General features: G+C 35.9%; 31 protein-coding genes. 28 read left to right on the plus strand and 3 right to left on the minus strand.

Features of this window, described 5'->3' with window-relative positions; all coding sequences use genetic code 11:
- Positions 1–202: 202 nt before the first annotated feature.
- Positions 203–928, minus strand: coding sequence for a DUF421 domain-containing protein (locus BC6307_RS08235; RefSeq protein WP_066411669.1), 726 nt, complete (start codon positions 926–928; stop codon positions 203–205).
- Positions 929–1,036: 108 nt separating this feature from the next.
- Complete coding sequence (locus BC6307_RS08240) at positions 1,037–1,567, minus strand: GNAT family N-acetyltransferase (RefSeq protein WP_066411372.1); 531 nt, start codon at positions 1,565–1,567, stop codon at positions 1,037–1,039.
- 141 nt (positions 1,568–1,708) lie between these two features.
- Here BC6307_RS08240 and BC6307_RS08245 point away from each other — a divergent pair, with 141 nt between their 5' ends.
- The 22 genes from BC6307_RS08245 to BC6307_RS08350 all read left to right on the plus strand — a co-directional run bounded on the left by BC6307_RS08245 (position 1,709) and on the right by BC6307_RS08350 (position 21,399).
- Positions 1,709–2,167, plus strand: coding sequence for an NUDIX domain-containing protein (locus tag BC6307_RS08245; protein WP_066411369.1), 459 nt, complete (start codon positions 1,709–1,711; stop codon positions 2,165–2,167).
- A gap of 26 nt (positions 2,168–2,193) precedes the next feature.
- Positions 2,194–2,652, plus strand: coding sequence for a hypothetical protein (locus BC6307_RS08250; protein WP_235858040.1), 459 nt, complete (start codon positions 2,194–2,196; stop codon positions 2,650–2,652).
- 122 nt (positions 2,653–2,774) lie between these two features.
- Positions 2,775–3,326, plus strand: coding sequence for an RNA polymerase sigma factor (locus BC6307_RS08255; RefSeq protein ID WP_066411365.1), 552 nt, complete (start codon positions 2,775–2,777; stop codon positions 3,324–3,326).
- Positions 3,292–4,674 (plus strand): hypothetical protein, encoded by a 1,383-nt coding sequence (locus BC6307_RS08260; RefSeq protein WP_066411363.1) that lies wholly within the window; start codon positions 3,292–3,294, stop codon positions 4,672–4,674. The genes BC6307_RS08255 and BC6307_RS08260 overlap by 35 nt, the downstream gene beginning before the upstream one ends.
- Before the next feature lie 116 nt (positions 4,675–4,790).
- On the plus strand, positions 4,791–5,300 hold the full coding sequence (locus BC6307_RS08265) for a hypothetical protein (protein ID WP_066411361.1): 510 nt from the start codon (positions 4,791–4,793) through the stop codon (positions 5,298–5,300).
- 104 nt (positions 5,301–5,404) lie between these two features.
- Positions 5,405–6,169 carry a class I SAM-dependent methyltransferase gene (locus tag BC6307_RS08270; RefSeq protein ID WP_066411359.1) on the plus strand — a complete coding sequence of 255 codons (765 nt, stop codon included), beginning with the start codon at positions 5,405–5,407 and terminating at the stop codon, positions 6,167–6,169.
- Between the two features lie 82 nt (positions 6,170–6,251).
- Positions 6,252–6,446, plus strand: a complete 195-nt coding sequence (locus BC6307_RS08275; protein WP_066411357.1) for a hypothetical protein — start codon at positions 6,252–6,254, stop codon at positions 6,444–6,446.
- A gap of 16 nt (positions 6,447–6,462) precedes the next feature.
- Complete coding sequence (locus BC6307_RS08280) at positions 6,463–6,969, plus strand: DNA topology modulation protein (RefSeq protein ID WP_066411348.1); 507 nt, start codon at positions 6,463–6,465, stop codon at positions 6,967–6,969.
- A gap of 233 nt (positions 6,970–7,202) precedes the next feature.
- Positions 7,203–9,122 carry a PTS mannitol transporter subunit IICBA gene (locus BC6307_RS08285; protein WP_066411347.1) on the plus strand — a complete coding sequence of 640 codons (1,920 nt, stop codon included), beginning with the start codon at positions 7,203–7,205 and terminating at the stop codon, positions 9,120–9,122.
- An 82-nt stretch (positions 9,123–9,204) separates the two neighbouring features.
- Positions 9,205–11,286 (plus strand): BglG family transcription antiterminator, encoded by a 2,082-nt coding sequence (locus BC6307_RS08290; protein WP_066411346.1) that lies wholly within the window; start codon positions 9,205–9,207, stop codon positions 11,284–11,286.
- 5 nt (positions 11,287–11,291) lie between these two features.
- Positions 11,292–12,449 (plus strand): mannitol-1-phosphate 5-dehydrogenase, encoded by a 1,158-nt coding sequence (locus BC6307_RS08295; protein WP_066411344.1) that lies wholly within the window; start codon positions 11,292–11,294, stop codon positions 12,447–12,449.
- Positions 12,450–12,768: 319 nt separating this feature from the next.
- Entirely contained in the window at positions 12,769–13,944 is a 1,176-nt protein-coding gene (locus BC6307_RS08300; RefSeq protein WP_094366101.1) for an IS256 family transposase, read from the plus strand.
- A gap of 396 nt (positions 13,945–14,340) precedes the next feature.
- Complete coding sequence (locus tag BC6307_RS08305; RefSeq protein WP_066411942.1) at positions 14,341–14,793, plus strand: NUDIX hydrolase; 453 nt, start codon at positions 14,341–14,343, stop codon at positions 14,791–14,793.
- A gap of 10 nt (positions 14,794–14,803) precedes the next feature.
- Positions 14,804–15,109, plus strand: coding sequence for a hypothetical protein (locus BC6307_RS08310; RefSeq protein ID WP_066411941.1), 306 nt, complete (start codon positions 14,804–14,806; stop codon positions 15,107–15,109).
- A gap of 1 nt (position 15,110) precedes the next feature.
- On the plus strand, positions 15,111–15,890 hold the full coding sequence (locus tag BC6307_RS08315) for an aminoglycoside 6-adenylyltransferase (protein WP_066411940.1): 780 nt from the start codon (positions 15,111–15,113) through the stop codon (positions 15,888–15,890).
- Entirely contained in the window at positions 15,887–16,342 is a 456-nt protein-coding gene (locus BC6307_RS08320; RefSeq protein WP_066411939.1) for a hypothetical protein, read from the plus strand. Before BC6307_RS08315 ends, BC6307_RS08320 begins: the two co-directional genes overlap by 4 nt.
- 195 nt (positions 16,343–16,537) lie before the next feature.
- Positions 16,538–17,065 carry a GNAT family N-acetyltransferase gene (locus BC6307_RS08325; RefSeq protein WP_066411936.1) on the plus strand — a complete coding sequence of 176 codons (528 nt, stop codon included), beginning with the start codon at positions 16,538–16,540 and terminating at the stop codon, positions 17,063–17,065.
- 485 nt (positions 17,066–17,550) lie between these two features.
- Positions 17,551–18,912 (plus strand): RNA-guided endonuclease TnpB family protein, encoded by a 1,362-nt coding sequence (locus BC6307_RS08330; protein ID WP_066411933.1) that lies wholly within the window; start codon positions 17,551–17,553, stop codon positions 18,910–18,912.
- 81 nt (positions 18,913–18,993) lie between these two features.
- The gene (locus tag BC6307_RS08335; RefSeq protein ID WP_157076581.1) at positions 18,994–19,596 is read left to right on the plus strand and encodes a DUF6199 family natural product biosynthesis protein; all 603 of its coding nucleotides are present in this window, start codon (positions 18,994–18,996) and stop codon (positions 19,594–19,596) included.
- Between the two features lie 24 nt (positions 19,597–19,620).
- On the plus strand, positions 19,621–20,292 hold the full coding sequence (locus tag BC6307_RS08340) for an SOS response-associated peptidase (protein WP_066411929.1): 672 nt from the start codon (positions 19,621–19,623) through the stop codon (positions 20,290–20,292).
- A gap of 192 nt (positions 20,293–20,484) precedes the next feature.
- Entirely contained in the window at positions 20,485–20,787 is a 303-nt protein-coding gene (locus BC6307_RS08345; protein WP_174522353.1) for a DUF6199 family natural product biosynthesis protein, read from the plus strand.
- A gap of 48 nt (positions 20,788–20,835) precedes the next feature.
- Entirely contained in the window at positions 20,836–21,399 is a 564-nt protein-coding gene (locus BC6307_RS08350) for a DUF6609 family protein (RefSeq protein ID WP_066411926.1), read from the plus strand.
- A gap of 24 nt (positions 21,400–21,423) precedes the next feature.
- On the opposite strand, the gene BC6307_RS08355 is transcribed toward BC6307_RS08350, so the two are convergent.
- The gene (locus BC6307_RS08355) at positions 21,424–22,194 is read right to left on the minus strand and encodes an SDR family NAD(P)-dependent oxidoreductase (RefSeq protein ID WP_066411924.1); all 771 of its coding nucleotides are present in this window, start codon (positions 22,192–22,194) and stop codon (positions 21,424–21,426) included.
- 165 nt (positions 22,195–22,359) lie between these two features.
- Here BC6307_RS08355 and BC6307_RS08360 point away from each other — a divergent pair, with 165 nt between their 5' ends.
- The 6 genes from BC6307_RS08360 (at position 22,360) to BC6307_RS08385 (ending at position 26,954) form a co-directional block, all read left to right on the plus strand.
- On the plus strand, positions 22,360–22,965 hold the full coding sequence (locus BC6307_RS08360; protein WP_066411923.1) for a TetR/AcrR family transcriptional regulator: 606 nt from the start codon (positions 22,360–22,362) through the stop codon (positions 22,963–22,965).
- A gap of 269 nt (positions 22,966–23,234) precedes the next feature.
- Entirely contained in the window at positions 23,235–23,855 is a 621-nt protein-coding gene (locus tag BC6307_RS08365) for a nitroreductase family protein (RefSeq protein WP_066411922.1), read from the plus strand.
- Positions 23,856–23,874: 19 nt separating this feature from the next.
- Positions 23,875–24,813 carry a ring-cleaving dioxygenase gene (locus tag BC6307_RS08370; protein ID WP_066411921.1) on the plus strand — a complete coding sequence of 313 codons (939 nt, stop codon included), beginning with the start codon at positions 23,875–23,877 and terminating at the stop codon, positions 24,811–24,813.
- Between the two features lie 21 nt (positions 24,814–24,834).
- Positions 24,835–25,428: a flavin reductase family protein gene (locus BC6307_RS08375; protein WP_066411920.1), complete on the plus strand. Its 594-nt coding sequence runs from the start codon at positions 24,835–24,837 to the stop codon at positions 25,426–25,428.
- A 12-nt stretch (positions 25,429–25,440) separates the two neighbouring features.
- A complete protein-coding gene (locus BC6307_RS08380; protein WP_066411917.1) occupies positions 25,441–26,352 on the plus strand; it encodes a ring-cleaving dioxygenase in 912 nt (303 codons plus the stop codon).
- On the plus strand, positions 26,352–26,954 hold the full coding sequence (locus BC6307_RS08385) for an alpha/beta hydrolase (RefSeq protein ID WP_066411915.1): 603 nt from the start codon (positions 26,352–26,354) through the stop codon (positions 26,952–26,954). The genes BC6307_RS08380 and BC6307_RS08385 overlap by 1 nt, the downstream gene beginning before the upstream one ends.
- Positions 26,955–26,966: the final 12 nt, after the last annotated feature.

Consider the following 26,966-nt stretch of genomic DNA (forward strand, 5'->3'; position numbering starts at 1 on the left):
ATATCGATTTTTTTCCATTATATAAAAATCACGGAGAAAATAATGTCATATGCTGTTATAAAAAACAACTATTTTTGTAGAAAGGTTGAAATGTTCTAAAATATACTTATATTTTCAGTTCGTGAACGGTAAAAAAGCGATATATAAAAGAATAAAAACCTTCCTTTATCTAACGCTTAATGATTACCGGATATTCATCTTTCTAATGTCGTAACATCGGAATGGCTACGCTGTTTTCATCTTTTAATGAAAAATGTACTTCTTTCTGCTTATTAATGGAAGCAAAAAAGACTTTATGAAGCTCGTGTACTCCATGATTGGCCAACTGCTGTCTTAACCAAGCTTCGTCTAATTGGAATTCAGCTAAAACGTCTCTATATACAGTTCCTTCCATAATAACAGGAAGTGCTAGCGTAGAAGTAGGCTTTTGGATGTTCATATCTTCACGAGTAACTGTGTTTTTTTCAGGCTTTTTAAGAACGCTTAATGCCCCGTTTGGCTCAATAATCGCCGTTTCCACTTCGTTAATGTCAAAAACATCTTTTTCTCGAAGCATTTGCAATATGTTATCCATTGAATAGCGCTCTTTTTTCATATGTTTGTCGATAAACTTCCCATCTTGAATGACGATAGTTGGCTCAAAGGTTAGCAATCTCCCTACTTTTCGATTTGCAATTTTCCACCGTGCGATGAGACGCTGGAAAATTGCAACCGTAACAATAGCGATCGCAGTCGGGAGATGGTGAATGCTAGGATCGGCAATATCTGCACCAACGATAGCACCTAATATAACAATAATTAGGAAGTCAAATATCGGAAGCTCTCCAATCGCTCGCTTTCCCATAAACAACGTCATGAGTAATAGAAGAGGTAGAATGGTAATAATACGTCCGAAAATTAATAGTTGCTCCTGTAAAAATTCCAAAATAAAGTGCTCCCTTCCACGATAGATATGTAGCTTGAGTTCATTAATAACCCATTTTTGCCATATGGAAGGGGAACGATACTTTTCAAAGGGCATTATCTATTTAATTATTTAATTATATTCACTTTGCAACAACCCCATATGAACTATGTCATGCCATTGTCCATTTCTAAATAGAGCTTGTCGGCTAACACCTTCTTGTTGGAAGCCAATTTTTTGGTATAAGCTAATTGCTTTTTCGTTAAAGGAAAACACGCGTAACGAAACACGGTGTAAATTCAGTTCAAGGAAGGCATAGTCCAGTAATAGCTTTAACGCTTCCTTTCCATATCCATGCCCCCAATACTCTTTATCCCCAATATCAATAATACATTCCGCATTTCTGTTCTTTAGGTCGATGTTGATGAGAGAGGTGATACCAATCGCTTTTTCGCTTCTTTTATGGTGAATAATATAGCTTTTCGATGAAGAAGATCCTAAAATTACATTTTCTACAAAACTCTTCGTTTCCTCTAATGAGTACACATCTAACGATGGGTTTGTAGAAATCATGACTTCCATGTTATTTCGCCAAGAGTGGTATAACTCAATATCATCTATACTCATTTTTCTTAAACTAACTCTCTTCGAATTAAACAAAATCTTTTCCTCCTTTTTAAAGACGAATCTATTACACTATGATACCATTAATTGGATAAGTTGGAATGGGTAGTGCTTGCAAACATGAGAGCAAAATCAATATTTATGTTCAAATATATGAAATTTACGAGGGGAGTTCTTTTTATGCACATTAGAAATTCAGCTAAAGCGATAATTATGTCAGATAACAAAGTTTTATTAACGAAAAACGTAGATGATGATGGCTATTTTTATCTGTTTCCTGGTGGGGGTCAGGAGCATGGTGAAACACTTCATGAAACAGTAACGAGAGAGTGCATGGAAGAAATAGGGGAACAAGTGGATGTAGGGAATCTAGTACATATTCGTGAATATATTGGTAAAAATCATGAGTATTCTTCAGTTGATTCAGATTTCCACCAAGTAGAATTTTACTTCGTTTGTACTATTAAACAGGAAGGTTGTACATTGCCAAGTAATCCCGATAGTCATCAAGTGGGGATAGAATGGGTTGCTGTTAACGATTTACAAAATTATAGAATTTACCCAAAGGAATTAACACGATACATGTTGAATCTTTTAATTAATGAAAAATCACCAATTTATTTAGGGGATATTAACTAATAGTGTTCAAGCAAGGAGGAATAAAATTGAACAGTAAAATGTATAAAGTTTGCCTACTAATCTTACTTCTTTTGATAATGGCCGCATGTGGTAAAGGGGAAATAGTAGAAACGATTGAAGTTTTTGTTGTAGAAACTTCCGAAGAAAACGAGGAAGGCATTTACGAAACTACAGGCTATAAAAAGGTGAACGCTATCACTACTACCGAAGAAAGAAAAAACCATATTAAAACCGATATTAAAGCAATCGAAGATTATTACGATACAGAAGGAAACTACATAAAAACTGAAGTGTTTCACTCAAATTTTAAAAGCTCCACTGTCATTGATATAGATAGTGAAATGAATAAAAAAGAAGAACTTAAAACTCCTTCTACTATTTTAATACCGGAAGATAGTTCAACAGATTTTCTATTTAATAATTTGACCGATGAAGAAAAAGAACAAGTGAAAGAGCATGTTTTATCTTTTACAAAAAAGTTATAGGTAATTTAAGCGTTAATCAGTTCCTACGATTAACGCTTTTTTCACGGTTTAAAAATAATTTCAACAAACAATTGAAACAAATGAAAAGGTCACTCGACTTATTAGTAAAGGGGGGGATGGAAGTGAGTAGTGAGTTGGACATTGAAAAGTTGTATGTGCAATATCATAGAGATATTTATCAGTTTGCACTTTATTTCTCCAGCAACAAGCAGGATGCGGAGGATATTACGCAAGAAACGTTTATAAAAGCGATGAAAAATATACATTCATTAAATGATGCTAGCCGGGCGAAATATTGGCTACTTTCCATTACGAAGTATACCGCAATTGACCATTTGCGTAAAAAGAAATTAAGGTCGTTATTACCTAACGTAATAGAGAAGATTTCTAGACAAGAAAATAATGATTCATTGGATGATGGATTACTTTTAAAGGAGAAATGGGAAGAGATTCAAATGGTGCTTTTGAAAATAAAGCCTCATTATCGTAGTTTATTAATACTACGTGGAATACAAGAATTAACGATAAAAGAGACTGCGGACGTGTTAGGTTGCACAGAATTAAAAGTGCGAGTCGATTTTCACCGTGCTGTGAAAGTGTTAAAAAAGGAATTACACATATTGGAAGGAGGGAGTCCAAATGAACAAGAACGAAAATCCATTTCAAGAAGCTAAACAATTACTTCATCCAATAAAAAATAGACCAGATAATGAACCGAATCGTGACTTCGTCCATGAATTACAAAACAGCTTAAAACGAGAGAAATCAAAGAAAAAATATAGATTACAACTTATTCCCGTATTTGCAACTGCATCTGTTCTTCTCATTTTCACGATATTTATTTTATCTTCTAATTTATGGGGAGAAAGTGCCGACCAGGTGGAGAAGGTTTATGCAATCTCGGAAAATTCGAAGCTTACACTAGTAGATACATTTGATTATGGAAGCGAGGACAATCAAATTGGTTTGTATTATGAAGGAATGAATGAAACATTACCAGTTACGGTTAGTAGTTTCGACGTAAGCGGTGGTACCGTTTATATTTTAGATGAAGCGAGATCACAAGTCGTGATAAAAGGTAGTGATGGGGAAATGACTTCATTTCCAATTCAACAAAATGAATCGATTACAGGTAATCTAGAAGATATTTTAGTAAATGATAACGGAGACATATATATTCTCGATTCAATTGAAACGCTCGTTTATCAATACAATTCCGAAGGCGAATTGAAAGAGATATTTGATTTATCCAATATCGATATGTTTTTTCCAGATTCCATCATTGAATTAGAAAACAATGAAATTGCTGTAAGTCAAAGGCAGGAACAGTTTGTTAGTCTAACAACGTTGGATTTAATAGCTAGTGAAGAGGTCCCATTTCATTTTGAACAAGTAAATCGTAAGGAACAAACTTTACAATTAAGAGATGATGAAAAGGGGATAAGCTTATTCTCAAGCTTTGGAATCGGAAATCGGGCAGTTATCGATTTAACAGATAAACATGTTTTATATTCTCAAACTGTGAATCCACCAATAATGGAATCTATTTCAGAAACCCATTTGTATGCCCTTAATAGAGAGGGAGAAATTGTTGGAGGTATCCGCATACCTGAAGAAAGTTTTATGGAAAAACCAGAATTAGTCCAAAAGTATATTAAAACAGATGGCAGTAGCATCTTTCTCCTTATTCCTGAAAAAGAACATGTTGCTCTTTACGAAGTAACGTTAGGGAAGAATTATGAAAGCTTTGTTGAGGAGCAGTTAGAACAAGTAAATATAGGTTTTGAAATAGAAACGTTCGGCGAACCTTTTCCTGAATTAGAAGAGGAATTGAATATTCTATTTCAAAATGGATTAATAGAGTATGGTAATGAGCAATCACTAAATGGGGTAGCTATCGATGAAAATGGCACGGTCGTGATAGACTTTAAAGATTTTCTAGCACCGAGTCCGGCAAGTGCGCAAGCTCAACATTTATACGAAGTGTTGAAGTCTGTAACATTCGAGAAATTTCAAACATAAAACAAATATACTTTCAGTTTGATGGTAGCTTTAGTGCTTGGTGTTATTGGTTAGAAAGTACAGAAGAGCCTTGGAAAAGAACAGATGCGTTACGAGATTCTTTACAAAATCAGTTAATGCAAAAGACTGCTGATGTATTTAAGGATATTGAAAATCTTAACTGGGAAGGGATAGCGGCTCATGTTCACGAAGAGAAAGGATTAATCTTTTCGTTCTATGCGAACTTAGGAAGCTACGATAGTTATGAAGTAAAGTTTACGAAATTAGAGGTTGCTAATTTAGGAGAGGATACTAGATCTTATATTTGGGGCGATGGTTTCGATGAAAAATCCTTTGAATATACACCAAATGATTATGTGAACTCATATCTGCTAAAAGGATATTATTCAAAAGAGGTATTGGATTATTCTGTCATTACTTACAATGAAGCAGCATATGTAAGTGGTGGAATTATAAATACAATTCATGAACATTATCCTGAGGCAATATATGTAGATTATTTTGCTCCTGCTCCAGAGGGGGATGATGATAAGTTTCACCATTGGCAAGCATTACGTTTCGTGTATGAAGAAGTAGAAGGTGAATGGTATTTAATAGCTATTGTTAGAGATGTGTTTAATCCATAGCTTTAGAAAGAGAATGAAAATGCGTTTCTCCTATAAAAGGAAAAACGCATTTTTTGTAGAATTATAGGAGGATAGTATTGAATGATTTTTAAAGGAGAAAAAAGATGACGTTAAACAACTCTGAAGAATATAACGACCCAATTTTGTACGATAAGGAAAATGAAGCATATTTGCCGGAGTTACTCTTACTATTAAAATGGGCAGAAAAGCAGAAAGGGACAATCATTGATATCGCTTGTGGAACAGGAAGAGTCACTATTCCTATCGCAAAAGCGGGCCACAAAGTGATAGGAGTAGACATACATAGTGGAATGTTAGCAGAAGCTCGCAACAAAACTACCAATCTTAATGTTGATATAAATTGGATGGAACAGGACTGTTCTAATCTAAACTTAGGTTTGAAGAGTAATCTCCTATATACAGTTGGGAATTCATTTCAACATTTCCTTACCAATGAGGATCAGGATGGGTTATTGTCTTCCGTAAATAACCATTTAGAAATGAACGGCATTTTCATTTTTGGTACTCGTTTCCCAAGTGCGGAAGAGTTGCTACAACCAACCTCAGAAGAATATTGGCGTTCCTACACGGACAATGAAGCGTTAGTCGATGTGTATACGATCAGCCACTATGATTCGCTTCAGCAAATTCAACACTATACGACGATTCGAAAGTACAAAAACAAAGAAGGACAGATTATTGACGAAAAGAGAACAAACATTAGTTTAAGATACGTATACCCGAAAGAAATGGAAAGAACATTACGTTTGCATGGTTTTGAAATAATAAACGTATATGGTGATTGGAAAGAAACTCCCTTAACGAAAGATAGTCATGAAATGATTTATGTGTGTAAAAAAATTAGATAATCCTCGACTGAAAAAGCTTAAAAGTTTTTTTGTTTCTTGAAACCTTTGTGTAACGAAAGAATGTTAGAGGAGATGGTGTCAATTGTTTACTATTGGTTTTATTGATAATACAGACTTGGCTAATATGTTCATTGTCGTATTTGCTGTTATAAGTTTTTACTATACTCTTACATTTTTTGAAGATTTACGTAAAGAAGATGAACGAGTTATTAAGCAAACTAAGAGGTGGGCTATAATAAACTTTGCTTTAGCAATAATTATCTTAACCTTTAAATAGGTTCAGGGGAGGTACAATGAAAAAGATTATTATCATTGGCTCTGGAGGAGCGGGAAAATCTACATTGGCAAAACATCTAGGTGAAAAATTAGGAATAAAGGTTTTTCATCTAGATGCATTGTTGTGGAAACCGAATTGGGTTGGTGTTCCGAGAGAGGAACAAATCCAGGTTCAAAATGAATTAGTAAAAAATGAACAATGGATTATTGACGGCAACTACGGTGCGACGATGGATATAAGACTTCAAGCGGCCGATACAATAATTCTGCTCGATTATCATCGAACGATTTGTGTTTACCGTGCTTTTAAAAGAATGGTAAAATACCGTAAAAAAACAAGACCAGATATGGGAGAAGGCTGCGAAGAAAGGATAGATTTTTCATTTATAAAATGGATTTGGAACTATCCAAAAACGAAAAGACCCGAAGTGATAAATAAGCTTAAGCAATTATCAAAAGAGAAAAATGTCATCGTTTTAAAGACACCGAGGGAAACAAGGAAGTTTTTACAAACATTAAAATAAGGTAGTGATAAAAAGCTGTTGATAATTCAACGGCTTTTTATCTTTGATAGGGCTATATCTCAGCATATAATTTACATTTTAGTAAAGTATAACAATTATTAATGAGAAACGTTACGTTTGTCATCGAGCTCGCGACAAAGTTAGTTTTCCTTTACGTTGAATAACAGTCTACAGCTATTCTATCATTATAAATGAGTATTATTTATTTTTTAATGAATGAAAGGAAGTATACAATGGCTCAATCAAATATTAAAGTTGCAGTTCAGAAGTTCGGTAACTTTTTAAGTTCTATGGTAATGCCTAATATCGGTGCTTTTATTGCATGGGGATTAATTACGGCATTATTCATTCCTACTGGCTTCTTCCCGAATGAAAAGCTCGGAAGTTTAGTAGGACCAATGGTTACTTACTTGTTACCTCTATTAATTGGTTATACAGGTGGTAAATTAGTACACGACCAACGTGGTGGTGTAGTAGGTGCTATTGCAACGATGGGGGTTATCGTCGGAGCTCCTGATACACCGATGTTCCTAGGCGCAATGATTATGGGACCACTTGGTGCATACGTTATGAAAAAGTTTGACCAAACAATCGAAGGGAAAGTTAGATCAGGCTTTGAAATGCTCGTTAACAACTTCTCTGCTGGTATTCTTGGTGGAATACTTGCTGTTCTTGCATTTTTAGGTATAGGCCCTGCTGTGCAAGCGTTCACAAAAGTTTTAGTAGCAGGTGTTGACTGGTTAATTGCAGCGGGATTACTTCCTTTAACGAGTATCCTCATTGAACCAGCAAAAATTCTGTTTTTAAATAATGCTATTAATCACGGAGTTATGACGCCTATAGGATTAGAACAAGTTCAAAGTGCTGGACGTTCCATTCTATTCCTACTAGAGGCAAACCCAGGACCAGGTTTTGGTGTGTTATTAGCATTTATGATATTTGGAAGAGGAATGGCGAAACAATCCGCAGCGGGAGCTGGAATCATCCACTTCTTCGGTGGAATTCACGAAATTTATTTTCCGTACGTTTTAATGAAGCCGATGCTTCTCGTTTCTGTTATTTTAGGTGGTATGAGTGGCGTCTTTACACTAGTACTTTTAGGTGGAGGACTTGTTGCTCCGGCATCTCCAGGTAGTATTTTAGCAATTATGGCTGTAACTCCGCCAGAAGGAATGGCGTATGTAGCGAACATAGCAGCAATTGCTGTCGCAACAACTGTTTCGTTTATAATATCTGCCATCATTCTTAAAACAGGTAAGCAAACGGAAGAAGATATAAATGAAGCAACGAAAAAGATGAAGGAAATGAAAGGGAAAAAAGGTTCTGATTCAAATGAAACAGCAGTAGCGGCTAACAACGGAACTTTCCCAACAGAAGTAAACAAAATCGTTTTTGCATGTGACGCAGGTATGGGATCAAGTGCAATGGGTGCTTCTCTTCTTCGTAAAAAGGTGAAAGAAGCTGGCTTAAATATAAACGTTACTAATACTGCAATCAGTAACATCCCAGCTGACACGGAAGTCGTTATCACCCAAGAAGAATTAACACCTCGTGCCCAAAATAAAATACCAACTGCTTTTCACATTTCAGTAGATAACTTCTTATCTAGTCCTGAGTACGATCATTTAATTGCAAGGTTACAAAATGATATTACAGGAGAACAGGCTGAGCTTATCGAGGAATCACAAGAAGATGCAGTAGGCGTAGAGCCTAACATGGATAACGATGACGATATGTTATTAGAAGAAAACATCTTTATCGGAAAAGAATTTGCGAATAAAGAAGAAGCAATCCGTTTTGCTGGAGAAGTGCTAGTAAAAGCAGGATACGTTGAAGATAGTTATGTAGATGCCATGATTGACCGTGAAAATATGACATCTACTTACATGGGGAATAATGTAGCTATTCCACACGGTACAGAAGAAGCGAAAAAAGCGGTTATTAAATCAGGCTTTACGGTGATTCAAGTACCGAACGGGGTAGACTTTAACGGTGAACAGGCAAAACTAATCTTCGGTATTGCTGGTAAAGACGGAACTCATTTAGACATCCTTTCTGGTATTGCTATCATTTGTTCGGAACAGGAAAATGTTGATAAAATGGTACAAGCAAAAACGGTAAAAGAACTGAAAGAAATTATTAATAGTAAGTAATAGTTAGAAAGGCGGGAATTCCTGCCTTTCTCTTGTACTTTTTTCTACGTTTTCGCTTAAATAAATGAAATGAGTGAAGAGAATGTTTATTACCTCGAGGGAAAAAAACATTATCAATTTAATTGTGAGAACTTCTAGAAAGCATACCGTTTCAACACTATCTTCGTTTTTAAATGTTAGTGGAAGAACGGTCCAACGGGATCTAAAATCGATAGAAAAAATATTAGATAAATTTCATTTGCAATTAAATCGTACTGCTAACGATGGTCTTTTTATTGAAGGTAAAAATGAAGATATTTATAAGCTAATCCAAAATTTAGCTACTATACATCCGACTGATATAACTCCTGAAGAACGAAAGTTAAACTTGCTCCTTACTTTACTACATGAAGGTCCGTCCTTTAAAATACAAGGGCTGGCTCATGATATTGGTGTTAGTGGAGCAACTTTAGCAACATATGTAGATGAATTAGCAGAGTGGCTACGGAAATTTTCTATTAAGCTTATAAAAAAAAGAGGCGTTGGGATTGAACTCATTGCCGAAGAAGCGAACAAAAGGCACGCTCTAGCCAGCTATATTTTAGTTTATTTCTATGAAGAATTAATAGATAGCTTATATCAACTTCAACAAGGAAAATACACTAATAAAGAGATTCTTGGATATTTTTCTCCAAGAGATTTATTAATGATTGATCAGCTAGTGAATCAAAAAATGCAGAAAGATCAAGCGAGATTAGCAGACAGTGACTATATTGGCCTCGTCGTTCACATTTGTATTACCATTCAACGAACAAAAAATAATTATGTTTTAACTCAAGAGTATGATTCGGAAAATGAACTTACTGCTGAATATCGTTTAATAGAAAATATTTGTAATGAATTAGAAGAAAAACTATATATGCAGATTAGTAAAAGTGATCGGCATTTTCTAACTGTCATACTAAAGGGCTCGAAAGTTCAAGGTACAGACGTCGTATTATACGATAGCGTTCATTTAGGAAAATTAATAAAGAAAGTAATTGAAGACATCTCTACAAAGCTGCATGTAAATTTATCACATGATTTTTCGCTTTATCAAGGTTTATTAGCACATATGGAGCCTTCTATTTTTCGGATTAAGCAAAAACTAGATATATTTAATCCGTTAACAGATGAGATAAAAAGGAAATACCCAGTTCTATTTATGGCTGTGAAAAAGAGCTTGGAACAAGTATTTATAGACATCGATTTTCCTGAAGATGAAGTCGCTTTTATCGTTCTTCATTTTGGCTCAGCACTTTTAATGAATGAAGAGGAAGTTAAAATAAACGCTGTAGTCGTCTGCCCGACTGGTATAGGTGCTTCAAAAATGCTAGCAAGTAGAATTCAAAAAGAATTAATGGAAATTAAAGATATAGAAATACTATCTATAAATGATTTTCAAAGCGCTACTTTGGATGAATACGATGTTGTCATATCAACAGTAAGACTACCTTTTACAAATGTTGATTATATTTTAGTAAGCCCTTTGTTACGTGAGGAAGATATCGATACGATTAAAAGTTACCTTCAAAATAATATAGAAAAAGTAACACGGAAAAAAAGTTATTTAAACACGGATCAAAAAGATACGTTTAAACATGATCGAACGGATGTAAAAGTACTTCTACAAGAAATAAAAGATGTCCAGTCTAGTATGGATTCTATTTTAAATAATTTAAGAGTCGTTCGAAAGCAAAATGTTGATGATCACTGGAACACGATAAAAGAAGTAGTAAAAGACGCGGAACAAGAGGGATTACATACAAATACTTCTAGTGTTGTACAACAATTAATGGCAAGGGAAAGACAGGGCGGCCTTGGTATCCCTAATACGAATATGGCGCTATTTCATTGTCGTGATAATCATATAAAAGAACTTATATTCCAAATTGCACATATCGACACCCCTTACACAATTAAAGGAATGGATGGCCAGGAAGTACAAATGAAAAGCTTGTTGCTAATGCTAGCTCCGGTACATATGAGTGAAAGAGAACAAGAAATACTTAGCATGATTAGTACGAGTTTAATCGAAAGTGATGTATCGATGATGATTTATTCATCTTCCAACGAAGCACTCATTCGACGGAAGTTAGAAGATTTGTTTTTAGACTATCTTCAAAATAATTTGATAAAGGAATGATGAAGTTGAAACAAGCGGTTCACTTTGGAGCAGGAAATATCGGTAGAGGTTTCATTGGGGCATTATTTTCTCAATCAAGTTACCATGTAACTTTTGTTGATATTGCTGAACAAATAATAAATAAACTAAACGAAGAAAAAAGCTATAAAGTTGTATTAGCTACGAATCAAAAGGAAACGATTCAAATCGACAACGTTTCCGGATTAAACAACATGACACAAGAACAAGAAGTTATCACTGCCATTAAAGAAGCTACTTACTTAACGACAGCAATCGGCCCAAACATTTTACCGAGAATTGCACCTTTAATGGCTCGTGGAATTACAGAGCGCGTTGCTCAAACCGATGAAAAAAAGCTTTACGTTATTGCTTGTGAAAATCAAATTGGTGCAACAGATATACTTAAGCAACACATTTTAGACAATCTAGACGAAGAAACAAAAGCGAAAATCGAAGGGAAAGTTCACTTCTTTAATTCTGCAGTTGACCGCATCGTGCCAATTCAAGACCAAGATTCGCTCGATGTACTCGTGGAGCCGTACTATGAATGGGTTGTAGAGGCAAAAGAGTCGATTCCACATGTTGAAGGTATGACAATTGTAGAAGACCTTGCTCCGTTTATTGAACGAAAACTATTTACCGTAAACACTGGACATGCGGTAATCGCATATTTAGGATATTTAGCAGGAAAATCAACTATCGATGAGACCCTTGCAGATGACGCAGTTGCCAACCAGGTTAGAGAAACATTAAAAGAAACAGGTGCTTATTTAGTAAAAGAATACGGCATTGATGAAACAGAACACCTATCTTACATTAATAAAAATATTGAACGATTCAAAAATCCATTTTTAAATGATGGCGTAACAAGAGTTGGACGTTCTCCAATTCGTAAACTAGGTCCGGAAGATAGACTTATTCGTCCTGCAACACAAGCAGAAAAAGCTGGGTTACCATTTGAGAACTTGGCAAAAGCAATTGCCGCAGCTCTTCTTTTTGACAATCCAGAAGACCAAGAAGCGATGGAAATTCAAAGTATGATTAAAGAACATGGACCGGAATATGTTCTAAAGACAGTTAGCAAATTAGAGGAAAATAGTGAAATTGCGAAAGAAGTAATTCGTGCGTATGATATGTTGAAAAGTAATGCATCCGAAGCGTAAAATATGGAAAAAAAGCGGTTTAAAAAGTTAGTGGTGACTGACTTTTTGGGCCGCTTTTTTATTATTGTTTACAACATATATAAGATTGTGTCCTAATTTCATAACATACTGGGCTACCGCAAATAGAAGGGGTACTTATCGCAAATAACAGGGAGCTTATCGCAAATAACAGGGAGCTTATCGCAAATAACAGGGTGCTTATCGCAAATAAAAGATGATGTATAAAAGTATGTGTAAGACCTTTTGCTAGACAAATAAAAAAGGACAAAGTACTCTCTGAGTTATCACCACAATAACCTTTGAGAGGAGTACTTTATCCATGTCCCATTTTAACACAGATAAATTAGATTTAGCCACTATCTTAAAAATTTCCATGCAGGATCTCCTAAAGGAGAAAATAGAAACTATCTTGCGCGAGGAGATCAAGAGTGTACTAGAGAACGAACCTGTCGGAGAAGGAAATTCCCGTAATGGATACTATCCGAGGACTCTCGACACTATGTATGGCCGCGTTGAAGATCTGGCTGTTCCCCGCGATCGTAAAGGTGAGTTCACGACTAATATGTTTGAGCCTTATCAAAGGCGAATGGTTGCAGTAGATGAGCTCGTTGTTCAACTTTATCAACACGGGGTTGGAGTCCGTCAGGTAGGGAGTATCTTGAAAAACTTGCTTGGGGAACAATATTCCCCTGGCACCATATCGAATATCACATCTGCCGTGATGGAGGATGTGATTGAATGGCAGAACCGCCCTTTAAAGAAGCGCTATTGTGCTTTATTTCTTGATGCTTTGTTTGTAAAGATTCGTAGAGATACAGTAGCCCAAGAAGCTGTCTATATTGTTCTAGGAATTACTCCGGAAGGCCACAGGGAAATCCTTGGTTTTTATGTCGGAGGAATAGAATCTTCAAATGGTTGGAAGGAAATCCTCCAGGACCTGCGCAACAGAGGAGTACAGGAAGTACTGCTAGGCGTTTTTGACGGACTGACTGGTCTCGAAGAGGCATTTCGTTCCATCTTTCCAAAAGCTGATGTTCAACGTTGTGTAATACACAAGGTCCGTTCCACTATGAATAAAGCACGTAAGAAGGATCAAGCTGAGCTAAGTACTGATTTAAAAAAAGTCTATACATCAAGCACATACGTAGAAGCTGAAAAAGCGTTCGGAGAGCTCAGGGAGAAATGGAAAAAGCGCTACAGTCGAGAAATAGCTTCCTGGGAAGAAGACCTTCCAGTACTCTTAACCTTTTTACGCTACCCTGAGGAAATCCAAAAGTACATCTACACTACAAATCTTATTGAGCGTACCATTAAGGAAATCCGCAAGAGGTTAAAAACCATGAATAGCCTGCCGAACATTGAAGCAGCTGAAAAGATTACGTACCTGACCTCTATCGACTATAACGAGCGCTGGTCAAGAAGAAAACTAAGTGGATTCGGCCTAGCTCATGATCAAATTTTAAAAATGTTTGAGGAGCGGTATCCCAAAGCCTAAAAGTGGAGGATTCAGGCAGCCGAGGCTGCCTGAATCCTCCACTAACAAAACCATATAACTCATTGAGTACAAATACTTACACATAATTATTGACAGTACCAAATAAAAAAGGAGTATCGCAAATAAAAAAGGAGTACCGCAAATAAAATGGGGTTTATCGCAAATAAAGTGAAAGCAGTAGTCCATCCACAGCTTTTTTTTAACATAATAATTTCCTTACTAGCATTCGGGTTGGTGTAAGTTCGAGTTTATTTGAAGCAAAAAGGAGGAGAGCATAAGAAGATTTAAATTATGTTTTCAAAGTGGCAATTTTTTTTACAGAGGATTTTTCCATTTTATGTGGAAATTATTAGTTAATAGAAAGAGGAGTACGAATAGCAAAAGGGGGATCTATATATGGAATACGTAATGGAATTAAGAAAGTTAGTCGGGCACCGACCTTTAATATTACCAGGTTCGGTTGTATTAATAATAAATGAACAGAATCAAGTGTTGTTGCAACATCGCCATGACGGAGGCTGGGGGTTACCAGGTGGAATTATGGAATTAGGAGAAAGTCTAGAGGAAACTGCGAGAAGAGAAGTGAAAGAAGAAACAGGGCTAGATATTGGTGAATTGAAACTACTAGGAGTTTACTCAGGTGCTGAATTTTATTTAAAGGTCAGTAATGGGGATGAATTATATTCGGTCACAGCTGTTTACCAAACACGTGATGTGAAAGGAAATATTGAGATGGATCAAAGCGAGTCAAAAGCTTTACAATATTTTCACTTAAACAATTTGCCAGAGGGATTAACGGATGTATATAGAAAATATATGGAGTCCTATATTCAAGAGGTAACAAAGTAAGGTGGATGCGATGGATTATCTATTATTACTAACTTCCATCATACTATTACTTTTCTCATTAAAGAAAATAGCAATGATAAAATACCGTACCACAGATGGAATTGCAGCGGACATAAAACAAAATATTCTTTCACTATTATGGGGTATAGTCGTCGTATCAGCAATCTTAACGATTATATATCAAGTTTGGGTAGTAACCGGGAAGTCTTCATATTGGGATGGTGTATTTATTTTAGGTGGTACTGCGTTACTAACGTTTTTTTCAAGTTTTTGGTTTTACTACAAAAGCTCAGTGAAATTTAACGAAGGGGTGTAGCATGTATAGTGTGGAAGAGAGAGAATTGTATTTTCAAAAATTAGTGAAACAATTGGAGGAGTCTGATTTAGTTGAAGGAGTTGTTCAATTAGGATCAGGGGTAAAGGGCTACCGTGATGAGTTTTCAGATATTGATTTAATGGTATGCACGGTTGAAGAGGTAGAGCAGTTGAAAGATTACGTTCTCCAATGCTTAGGAGAGTTCAACGTTGCTTATATGAAAGCGAAAAGACATAGTGAGCAAGTGTATATTATTATTGCTATTTTAGAAAATGGTTTAGAGTTTAATATTTCAACATTACCGACTGCCTATTTAAATGTTCGATCTCCGTTATGGAAGGTGTTAGTTGATAAGACGGGTATTGTACTAAAAAATATGAATTTTGAGCACGAGCGTTTTTCTAATAGACAAGTAAAATATTACGTTACACCAGATATCGCTTTTGAGTTTGTGTATTTTATGCGAAGGTTAAATATTGAGTTAAAACGAAATAATCTTATTTACGCAATGAAAATAATTGAAATGTTACAAGGATTTATTCTTGAGGTGCAGGCGCTGAATGAAAACAAAAAACTTCACCAGTTTAAAGCCTACGACACTTTGGACCCTAGTTTTATTAGAAAATATCTTCTAACCTATCCAAATGAAACTAATAGTGAAAATATACAAGAGTCCGCTAAAAAGTTAAAGGCTTTATTTTTGGAAGTAATCGAAAAAAGCGATTTTGCAAGGCCGGATGAAAAATTGATGTGTTTACTCGAGGGAGGAGTTGCCAGGTGAATAAATTTAAAGTTATGCTAGTGTTACTTTTTTCTGTAAGTTTGATAGCTTGTAGTAATCAATTACCGAGTAAAAGTGTGATTCATTCGGAACAAAATGGTCCAGTGGATCACTCAATTGGGAGTAGGTTAGTAAAAATAGCCGATCGAACAGAAACACTTGATGATCTGTGGGGTGAATTTAACCTAGAAGGAAAAGCACCTACTATTAATTTCGATGAGTCTACTATTCTCTTTTTGCACACCATCGAAAGTTCCTGTCCGAAACGTGTTAAAAAGATGGAATGGAATGAGGATGAATCGATTTTAACGATACATACAACTACCCAATCAGACAATTGTAACGATATAGCAATTCCAAGAACATTCGTTTTGGAACTGGAAGAGGAAAAAGTGGGGAAACTCGCTACCGTTGTTTTTGAAGGCGAGCCGTTTAATATAGGGGAGCGCTAATCAAAGTAAAATGATTAGCGCTTTTTAGTGTATTGAGTGTTGTACGGGATAGGTGCATCGTCTAAGCTTGGGGCCAGCTTCTGGAAGTGCGTCAATTAATTTTCCAAGTGCAGCATAAAAATCACGAAGTGCATCAATTGTTTTCATAGAACACTAGATAAAAGCCGTATTCACCAAAAAAGGGAGCTATAGAGGATGGAACAACTACATTTAATTAAACCAACGATGAAACTCAAAGAGGAATATTTATCTTTCTACCAAGAATGGGTCGATAGTGGGGAAAATATGGTCCCTTGGGTTATCCAAAGGGACCCGTCAAACTTCGAAGAGATGCTTCAATTTATACAAGACCATGAAAATGGGGTAAACCTTCCTAAGGGCTGGGGACCGGACAGTACGTTTTGGTTAATTAATGAAAATAATAGAGTGCTAGGAGCGGTAAATATACGCCATCGGTTAACGGAATTTTTGTTATATCAAGGTGGGCATATTGGGTACGGAATTCGGCCGTCCGAAAGAAGAAAAGGGTATGCAACGAAAATATTAGCTTTATCACTTGAGAAGGCGAAAGACTTAGGCATTACTAAAGCACTTGTCGTTTGTGATGAAACGAATGAAGCGTCATATAAAGTGATCATAAAAAACGGTGGTGAACCAGATACAGACTTCGTTGAGGATGATGGTAACGTTATTAAGAGACTTTGGATTAATTTATCTAAATAAACTTGCAACTTTAATCATCAATAATCGTACATAAAGTAACACAGTTTCATAGGGGGAGTCTATATAAAAACGGAACAATGGAAGGAAATCGCAAAGAATAAGAATGTGAAATTCATACTAGCAATCCTTATTATTAGCATATCGATTTTTTATTTCTTCATCTTTTTTTCAAAAGGAATGGAATTTGAACAAAATATTAGTGCCGCATTCCCCTTCAAAATTCTATGATTTAGTGGGGGTTAGGCTCTAAGGTCTTACTCTCCTTGTTGTTCTATTGTGATCTTCTTCAAGCTGTTCATTATATTTTCAGTATCCCTTTATGTCGGTATTTTGTTACAGCAATTAAATGATAGGTCAATCTATAATAAGAATGTTTGTTCTATTTGTAATCACTCATGTTTAATCCCCTCATATATTTACAAAATAATAGGAAAATGGTATACTTCGGTATAGAACAAACGTTCGTAAAGAGGGGGTGGTTAGTGATGATAATGGCTAAAACGTTACGTCATAAGATTACGAATCATTCGAGAATTTTCGATCCCACATTAAATATTTATAACGAAGCATTAGCATTTATTATAAATGTTATAGACAACGAGTTTGATGATTTGAGTGACATTTCTACGAAGTCTATTGTCTCAGCAGTAGAAAAGCTAATACATACCACTAAATCAAATCCCCTTCCAAAATATAAAGAATTTAATCAGCGTTTTTATAAATTTCCTTCCTATTTTAGAAGAAGTGCAATAGCTACTGCTTTCGGGAAAGTAAAAAGCTATCGTTCGAATTATAAAAATTGGTTAAAGGAGAAGGAAATAACTCTTTCTGAAGGGAAGAGATTTAACAAGAGACCACCTCGATTACAACTAGAACACAAAGAATTTCCGGTGTTTTACAAAACTAATATGTTCCAAAGAACTTCAGACACTACTGCCCGTATCAAGGTGTTTCATCATAATGATTGGGTATGGGTGGACATAGAGTTTAGAAAACAAGATTTATATAAACGAGATGTCTGGAGCTGGAAAGAACATAACCCCAAGCTTGTTAAAGTTGGGAAAAAATATTTCTTAAACATCAGTTATTCGAACAGGGTGGCTCTAAGTAAGACAGAAATCAATAGCCAAAAAGTATGTGCAGTAGATTTAGGAATCACAAACTCTGCAGTTTGTTCCATCGTGGATGCAAAGGGCACTGTCTTGGCTCGAAAGTTTATTAATCAGGCGAAAGAAAAAGACCGTTTGTATCGGATGACAAATAAGCTTCGAAAAGTTCAGCGTGAATCCGGTTGGGCTGCTGCACCTAATTATTGGCGACAAATCCATGGTTTGCAAAAACACATTATTAATCATACGTGTCATGAAATTGTGAAATTTGCGAAAGAAAACAAATGTGAAGTTATTGTATTCGAATATCTTAACAAAATGAGAGTCCCGAAAGGTTTTTGGGGAGCAAAGAAACTTCGTTTCAAACTACGTTATTGGCGTAAAACAGCTATTCAAAACAAAGTCAAAGAAATGGCTAACTATGTAGGGATTAGAATATCCAGGGTAAATCCACGCAATACTAGCGCATTAGCATTTGATGGCTCTGGAAAAGTGGAACGAAACGATAAGAAAGACCTTGCTGTATTTACTACAGGTAAAGTTTATCATGCAGATCTTTCAGCTAGTTACAATATCGCAGCACGATATTTTATACGCGCTTACCAAAAATCCTTACCTGAAAAGGTATGGTTGTCTTTACAGGCAAAAGTTCCTGTTTTGGCAAATAGAACAAATCAGACCTTATCTTCATTCATTAGTCTAACAAAGGCAATGGAGGCACCGGCGGTGACCTATTAGCTTTGTTTGTACTGTATTTAAGATAAGAGATGCTCCTTCAAATTGTGTTAGCAATTAGTGGGAGAGGTTCACCAAACTTTTTTGGAGAAGAAAGTAGATGGGTCTACTACACACTACATTGGTAAACATACTTATGGGCCTATTCATCTATTAGTTAAAGAAGGCGAAGATGGGGAGACGAAAAATGTCACGTACCTTCTCCCTAGTAAAATAAAACGCCAATATACAGTTACTACGTCTACAAATAATTGGGGTAATGAGAAGGTACGTATAAAAGATGAAAAAGGATTATTGTTGTTCGAAGGAATGTATTCTCCAGATTACTTCTTTTTAACAAGTGAAAATGGGGAACCTTTTATAGAAGAGGATGCGATAATTCGCATTGGATATAATAACAATTCCCCGTTTACGAAAGATTATGTCATACCGCTTAAACATGTAGTCGATGTTGCTATGCATGAAAACGAAGTAATTCGTGGGGATGTACCGTTATTGCTAATTGTGTTCTTTTTATTTGGTTATACTGCTTTTGATAGAAAGTTTCCACTCTTTTTCTTTTATTTACGAAATTTTTTGGACGTTAGAGATCCCGAGCCATCTGAATTTTATTTGTCGATGCAACGTTTAGGATGGAAGGTTTTTCCGATAGTTGGAGTTATTCTATTAATCGTTGCAATTCTGTAATGTTTCATGAAAGGGTGTTTTTAAATGTGTGGCCGCTTTACGCTAATAACAACATTTGAATATTTAATTAGTGAGTTTGATATTCAGCTAGCGTTTGATGAAGAACTTTTCGCCAATAGTTACAATATCGCTCCTACGCAACAAATCGTGTCCATTATTAATGATGGAACAAATAACCGAATGGGGCATTTAAAATGGGGACTCATACCGTCTTGGGCGAAGGATGAGAAAATGGCTTCCAAAATGATCAATGCTCGTTCAGAGACAGTGGATGAAAAGCCAAGTTTTAAAAGGTCATTTTATCAAAGACGGTGTCTTATTCCGATGGATTCTTTTTACGAGTGGAAGCGGGATGGGAAAGCCAAAATACCTATGCGTATAAAAATGAAGGATGACTCGCTGTTTGGAGTGGCGGGACTATGGGATACGTGGAAAGCTCCTTCAGGGGAGGCGGTTCACACGTGCACGGTTTTGACGACAGAACCAAATGATTTATTGACTGATATACACGATCGAATGCCGGTTATTTTACCGAAAGAGAAGCAATCCATATGGCTAGATCCAGCAACTAAAGATAAGACGGAGCTAAAATCGTTACTCATTCCGTATAATTCGGATGAAATGATAGCTTACGAAGTTTCACCAAAAGTGAATTCGACACGGAATAATTCGATCGACTTAATTGAACGAGTTTAAAAAATAAATAACCATCGCAGTCTACTTAGTTGTGGACTGTTTTTTTTTATTAAAATTCAACACTTTCTATCATTTTTTGAATCTCGTTCAATTCCTTAAGAGAAATAGAGTATTAGAATTAAGTTGAAACTTCTTACCTTTTTACACGTATGAAAAAGATAGTATTTGTATAGGATGAAGGAGGGACCGAAAATGGGGGAGTTAATAATAGAAATTATATTTTTATTACCTTTGTATGGAATTTTAATTTGGACATATTTTGCTCCAAAGGAGAGCGCTTTATTATTACAGAGATGGAAGTATAAAGAGGAGCCAGAGTTGTCGGAAAATTATATTCGGTACATAAAATTTGCATCAATTAGTTCAATTGTTGTAATAACTTTCGTTACAGTTGCTATTATCGTTACTAGCCCCTTTATTCGTTTGTTGCTTTTATTTATGGTCATCGTATATTTCATTATGGCAGGGCATAAATTTTTAAAAAGTTTAGAATAAGCGAATGCAAAGTTAATCTTTTGGAACTTCGTAATTGGAGGGATATGGTTGCCAAAAACGAGTATTAAGAGGGAGTATAATACGCAAAGAACTTGCGGAGTCTGGTTAATGTACATCGGACTAATTATTATAATCTCTTCGTTAATCGGAAGAGATTTATTAATACAACCGTATTTATTTGGAATCGGATATTTTGTTGGCTTCATACTTATTTTGTGTCTACCTTTTGTTAATCGAAAATTGGCTTATGGGAAAAGTACTAAATTTCAAGATAATATGGATAATGTGTCCATATTATTAAATGTAGTACTATGTACAGCTAGCGGATTGATAATAGGCTTTAACGATTTAAGACTGTTCTGGTTATGTATTTTTATAGTCGTTGGAATACACTTTTTTGGTTTTTATTTCTCACAAGGAAAAATAATGTTACTGTTAGGATTTTTAACCGTTTTAAATGGAGTGATTGCTTTATTTTTGAATAGTGTTCCTTTTCTAATTTTTGCAATGATTGATGGTAGTTTGAAGCTTATCGTTGGTTTAATAATGTTAAACATGAAGAGAACAACTCATGTACCAACTTATTTACATAGCAAATGGCTGCCCAAATAATATGGACAGCCACAATCAAATAAATTATACGTTGAATAAAGCACCATCAATTGTGTAAGAAGATGAGCTCACATAAGAAGCTTCGTCAGAAAGTAAGAAGGCAATAACGTTTGCTACTTCTTGTGGTTCTCCGTAACGTTTCATCGGTACTGCGTCGTTGTAAGCTGCTTGTGCTGCTTCTGCTGCACCTGGGGCAACGTTTGATTCAATGTTACGCATCATTTGTGTATTAATAACACCAGGGTTTACTGTGTTAACACGAACGTTATATGCTGCTGCTTCTAAAGCAGCTACTTTGTTAATACCCATAACTGCATGTTTAGAAGAGTTGTATAAAACCATGCTTGGGGAACCGATTAAGCCTGCAACGGATGCAGTGTTAACGATTGATCCTGATTTTTGCTCCTTCATTACTGGTAGTACATATTTTAAACCGAAAAGTACACCTTTTACGTTAATGCCGTAAACGAAGTCAAAATCTTTTTCTGTTACTTCTTCAAGTGGTTTTGCTGGGCCTTCCACACCTGCATTATTTACAAACCCATCAATGCGACCGAATTTCGCAACTGTTTGATCAACGTAATTTTTTACGTTTTCTTCATTAGATACATCTGCTTTAACGACTAAACTATTTTCTTCCGTTAAACCAAGCTCAGCTTGTACAGCTTTAACAGCTTCCTCATTTAAATCTACTAATGTCACTTTTCCTTGTGCGTTAGCTAATTTACGAACAACTTCTTTCCCAATTCCACCTGCTGCACCTGTAACGATGACTACTTTACCTTCAAAGTTCATTTGATTTCTCTCCTTTGTTAATCTATTATCTTGAATTAAAGATATCGGCTACATCCTAAGCATAAAAGATGTATGAAAACGTTTCAATATGCAATAATGAAGGAAATGTATGTTATCGTACAAAAATATTAATTTTGTATGTTAAAAGTGTAAAGGAGGTATGTTATGTCTATTCCATATCCTGATAAACGTGTTATAAGAACGAAGGAAAAGTTTCATGAAGTTTTAATAGATTTAATGGAAGAAAAGAATTTTCACGATATTACTATTACAGAAATAGTGAAAACAGCCGGTTTTAATCGCGGAACTTTTTATGCACATTATGAGAAAAAAGAGGAGTTATTAGAAGAAGTAATAGAAAATATGTTTGATAAAATGAAAGAAGTATTCCGGAAACCATATGAAGATTTATCGGTAATAAACTTTCATGACTTCCCTTCCAATTCGATTATTTTATTCGATCATTTTATAGAACATAGACAGTTTTATAAGCTGATGCTTAGGCAAGCATCGACCACAAATTTTCAAGAAGGATTTTCCAATCAACTAGATAAATATTTTCGTGAAGAGTTTGAATTTGATGTTACTAACATTGATCCTAGTATTGACATAGAGCTTTTTATTACATATCGTATTAATGGTATTATCGGCATCATTCTCCAATGGATTGAAGATGATTTTCCAACGTCACCATCCTATATGGGGGAGCAGCTTTTACGTGTTTTAAATTTTTCTACTGAGAAGATATATATTAAAAATAAAAATGAATGAAAGGAGCATGTGTAAGTCGTTGATGCTCTAGCGGTTACGAAAGGAGGGGGACGACAATGCTCTCTCCAATAAAAATGTTTTTAAAGTTTTTATTTAAAACTGTTGACAACTTTTCGCTAAGCTAGTATTATTATCTCGAAGCCAAGATAATTTTTCGTTTCATATTTTTTGTTTAATATCTCGAATTCAAGATTGTTTCGATCTGCAGTTATATTTTTTTAAGTTTATATCTCGATTTCAAGATTTTGAAAAAGTAAGGAGATTTTAAAATGACTGATTTTATCCAATTAGTAAAAGAGAGACGTTCTGCTAGTAATTTTCTCCCGAATATTTCAATTAAAAAAGAAGAGTTACAGGAAATTTTTGAATTAGTAAAATTCGGTCCTTCCGCATTTAACTTGCAGCATAGTCATTATGTTACTGTTGTAGACCAAAATAAAAAAGAGCAGTTGCGTGAAGCGGCAAATGGACAATATAAAGTATCATCTGCTTCAGCTGTTATCATTGTCCTTGGAGATAAAAAAGCATACAAACAAGCCCCAGAAATATATGAAGGCTTAAAAATGTTAGGGATTGTAAATAAACAAGAATACGATCATATGGTTCAAGATACGGTTTCTTTTTACGAGACAAGTGGTGCACAATTCCAACGAGATGACGCCATTCGTAATGCATCACTTTCCGCGATGTTATTTATGTTAGCCGCCAAGGAAAAAGGTTGGGATACATGTCCAATGATCGGATTTAACGCTGAAAAAGTGAGAGAAATATTAAAGGTTGACGAACAATATGAAATAGCACTGATGATTACGATTGGAAAAGAAAAGGTAGCTAGTCGCAAGCCTCGAGGCTATCGGAAGCCAGTTAGTGAATTTGTTACGTACATTTAATAAAAGGAAGTGTTTAAAGATGGGTAAAAAAACAATGGGAATTCATCATATTACAGCGATTGTCGGTCACCCGCAAGAAAACGTAGATTTTTATGCAGGTGTGTTAGGATTACGTTTAGTGAAACAAACCGTTAACTTTGATGACCCTGGAACGTACCACTTATATTTCGGAAATGAAGGTGGAAAGCCGGGAACGATTATTACATTTTTCCCTTGGGCAAATGCGTATAAGGGTAGAATCGGCGACGGACAAGTTGGAGTTACGACTTACGCAGTTCCGGTTGGAGCTCTTTCCTTTTGGGAAAAGAGATTAGAAAAGTTTGATATTACTACAACAAAAGAAGACCGCTTTGGCGAAACCTATTTACAGTTTGAGGATTCACATGGACTCCAGTTAGAAATAGTGGAAAGAGCAGACGGAGAAGTGAACAGTTGGACGTTTGGAGATGTAACACCTGAAGTTGCGATTAAAGGCTTTGGTGGAGCAATTCTTCTTTCATCACAACCGGAACATACAGCAGAAACGTTAGATAAAGTAATGGGACTTGAGTTTGTAGGAGAAGAAGGCGAGTATAAACGTTTCCGTTCAGAGGGTGATATCGGTAACGTAGTGGATGTAAAAACTACGAAAACCGGCCGCGGACAAATGGGCGTAGGTACTGTCCATCATATTGCTTGGAGAGCAAAGGATGATGAGGATCAGCTTGATTGGCAAAAGTTTGCTACCGAACATGGTTTTGCTGTCACACCAGTGCAAGATAGAAATTATTTTAATGCGATTTACTTTAGAGAGCATGGGGAAATTTTATTCGAAATAGCAACAGATCCTCCAGGGTTTGCTCATGACGAATCACTTGAAACGATGGGAGCACAATTAATGCTACCAACTCAATATGAGCAATTTCGCGACAGAATTGAAAGTGGGTTAATACCATTTACAGTTCGTAAGTTGGACTAACTTTAAAAGGAGGCATTTTCTTTGCTATCACTGAATCCAGAAAATTTGTCTGAAAGAGAGAATTATAAATTTCTAATTGGAAGCATTATTCCAAGACCTGTTGCTTTTGTTACGACTCAATCGAAAAATGGTGTGTTAAATGGAGCACCGTTTAGTTATTTTAATATCGTTTCCTCTAATCCTGCGATGATTTCATTATCAATCCAACGCTCCTTAGGTGAACGAAAGGATACTGCTAGATACATTATCGACAATAAAGAGTTCGTCGTTCACATTGTTGATGAGGAGAATGTAGAGAAAGTGAATAAAACAGCGGCAAGCCTCCCACCTGACGAGAGCGAAATTACATTAGCACAATTAACACCGGTTAAAAGTGAACGAGTAAAAGTGGCTGGTGTGAAGGAAGCGAAAGTCCGCTTTGAATGCTCTTTAGTCCAAGCAATTGATTTAGGTGGCTGTGATCTTTTTATTGGAAAAGTTGAGCAGTATCACGTCGATGAGTCCATTTATAGTGATGGAAAGATAGATCCGCGTGGATTAGGAGCGGTAAGTCGATTAGCAGGTAGTAATTATGCAAAAATCGGTGATATTTTTTCAATAGAAAGACCGAAATAGGGGTGAGTAGTTATGTTAAAAACAGCAGGTATTCATCACATTACTGCCATGGTGAACGATGCGCAAAGAACGATCGATTTTTATGCGAGCGTATTAGGTTTGAGACTTGTGAAAAAGACAATAAATTTCGATCGCCCTGAAGTGTATCACCTTTACTTCGGCGATGAAGCTGGTAACCCAGGGACTGTGATAACGTTTTTTCCTTGGGAGAAACAGTTAAAAGGACGAATCGGTATGGGTCAAGTCGGTGTTATTAGCTTTTCCATTCCAAAGAGCTCTTTCCCATACTGGAAAAATCGTCTAGAAACATTCGATATTCCTTATGAGATAAAGAATCGTTTCGGAGAAAGCTATATGCAGTTCATTGATCCAGATGGATTAGTGTTAGAGTTAGTCGATCGAGATACTAATGGTGATCATGCAATTCAAGGGTTTGCCGGTACGACATTAATATCTGCCCAACCGAATAAAACGGCAGATGTTTTAGAAAAGATGTTAGGTTTTCAAATGGTAGGGGAAGAAGAAGGTTATTTAAGATTCAAAAGTAGTGCAAGCATAGGTAACATAGTCGATATTAAGTTATTGCCATCCGTACGAGGATTAATGGGTGCTGGTACTGTTCACCATATTGCTTGGAGAGCTAGTGATGAAAGCGAGCTAAGCGAGTGGAAGATGCTACTTGAACGTAACGGTTATCACCCTACTGAAATAAAAGATAGAAACTATTTTAAGGCCATTTACTTTCATGAAGGTGGAGGAATTTTGTTTGAAATTGCAACAGACCCACCAGGATTTACTGTTGATGAACCTATCGAACATTTAGGAGAGAGTCTACAATTACCGTCGTGGTTAGAAGAGAAGCGGAAGAAATTAGAGGAAATGCTACCTTCTGTTCAAGTTAGAACTTTAAAGGGGGAAGAATGATGAAACATATATTTAATAAAGGAAAAGACGCAAGCAAACCTACACTATTAATGCTTCATGGTACAGGTGGAAATGAATTAGACTTGTTACCGTTAGCAGGGATGATCGACGACGAAGCATCGGTTTTAAGTGTACGTGGTAACGTATTAGAAAATGGAATGCCTCGCTTCTTTAGACGATTAGCAGAAGGTGTGTTTGATGAAGAAGATCTGGTGTTTCGTACGAAAGAATTAAACGATTTTTTAAATGAAGCTGCAGAAAAGTACAATTTTCAACGTGACAACGTAATAGCAATCGGTTATTCCAATGGAGCAAACATCGCAGCTAGCCTATTGTTCCATTACAAGAATGCTTTAAAAGGAGCAATTCTTCATCACCCAATGGTGCCTAGAAAAGGAATTGAGCTTCCCGACTTGACAGGTACGCCTGTTTTTATTGCGGCTGGAACGAATGATCCAATCTGTTCGCCAATGGAATCAGCAGAGCTACAAAAATTATTAGATGATGCGGGTGCTAATGTTGAGCTTCATTGGGAAAATAGAGGTCATCAATTAACACAAGAAGAAGTACAAGCAGCTGCAATATGGTATCGAAAATTATAAAGTTATATTACA

It is taken from the genome of Sutcliffiella cohnii, from assembly GCF_002250055.1.
In the GTDB taxonomy this organism is placed as follows: Bacteria; Bacillota; Bacilli; order Bacillales; family Bacillaceae_I; genus Sutcliffiella; species Sutcliffiella cohnii.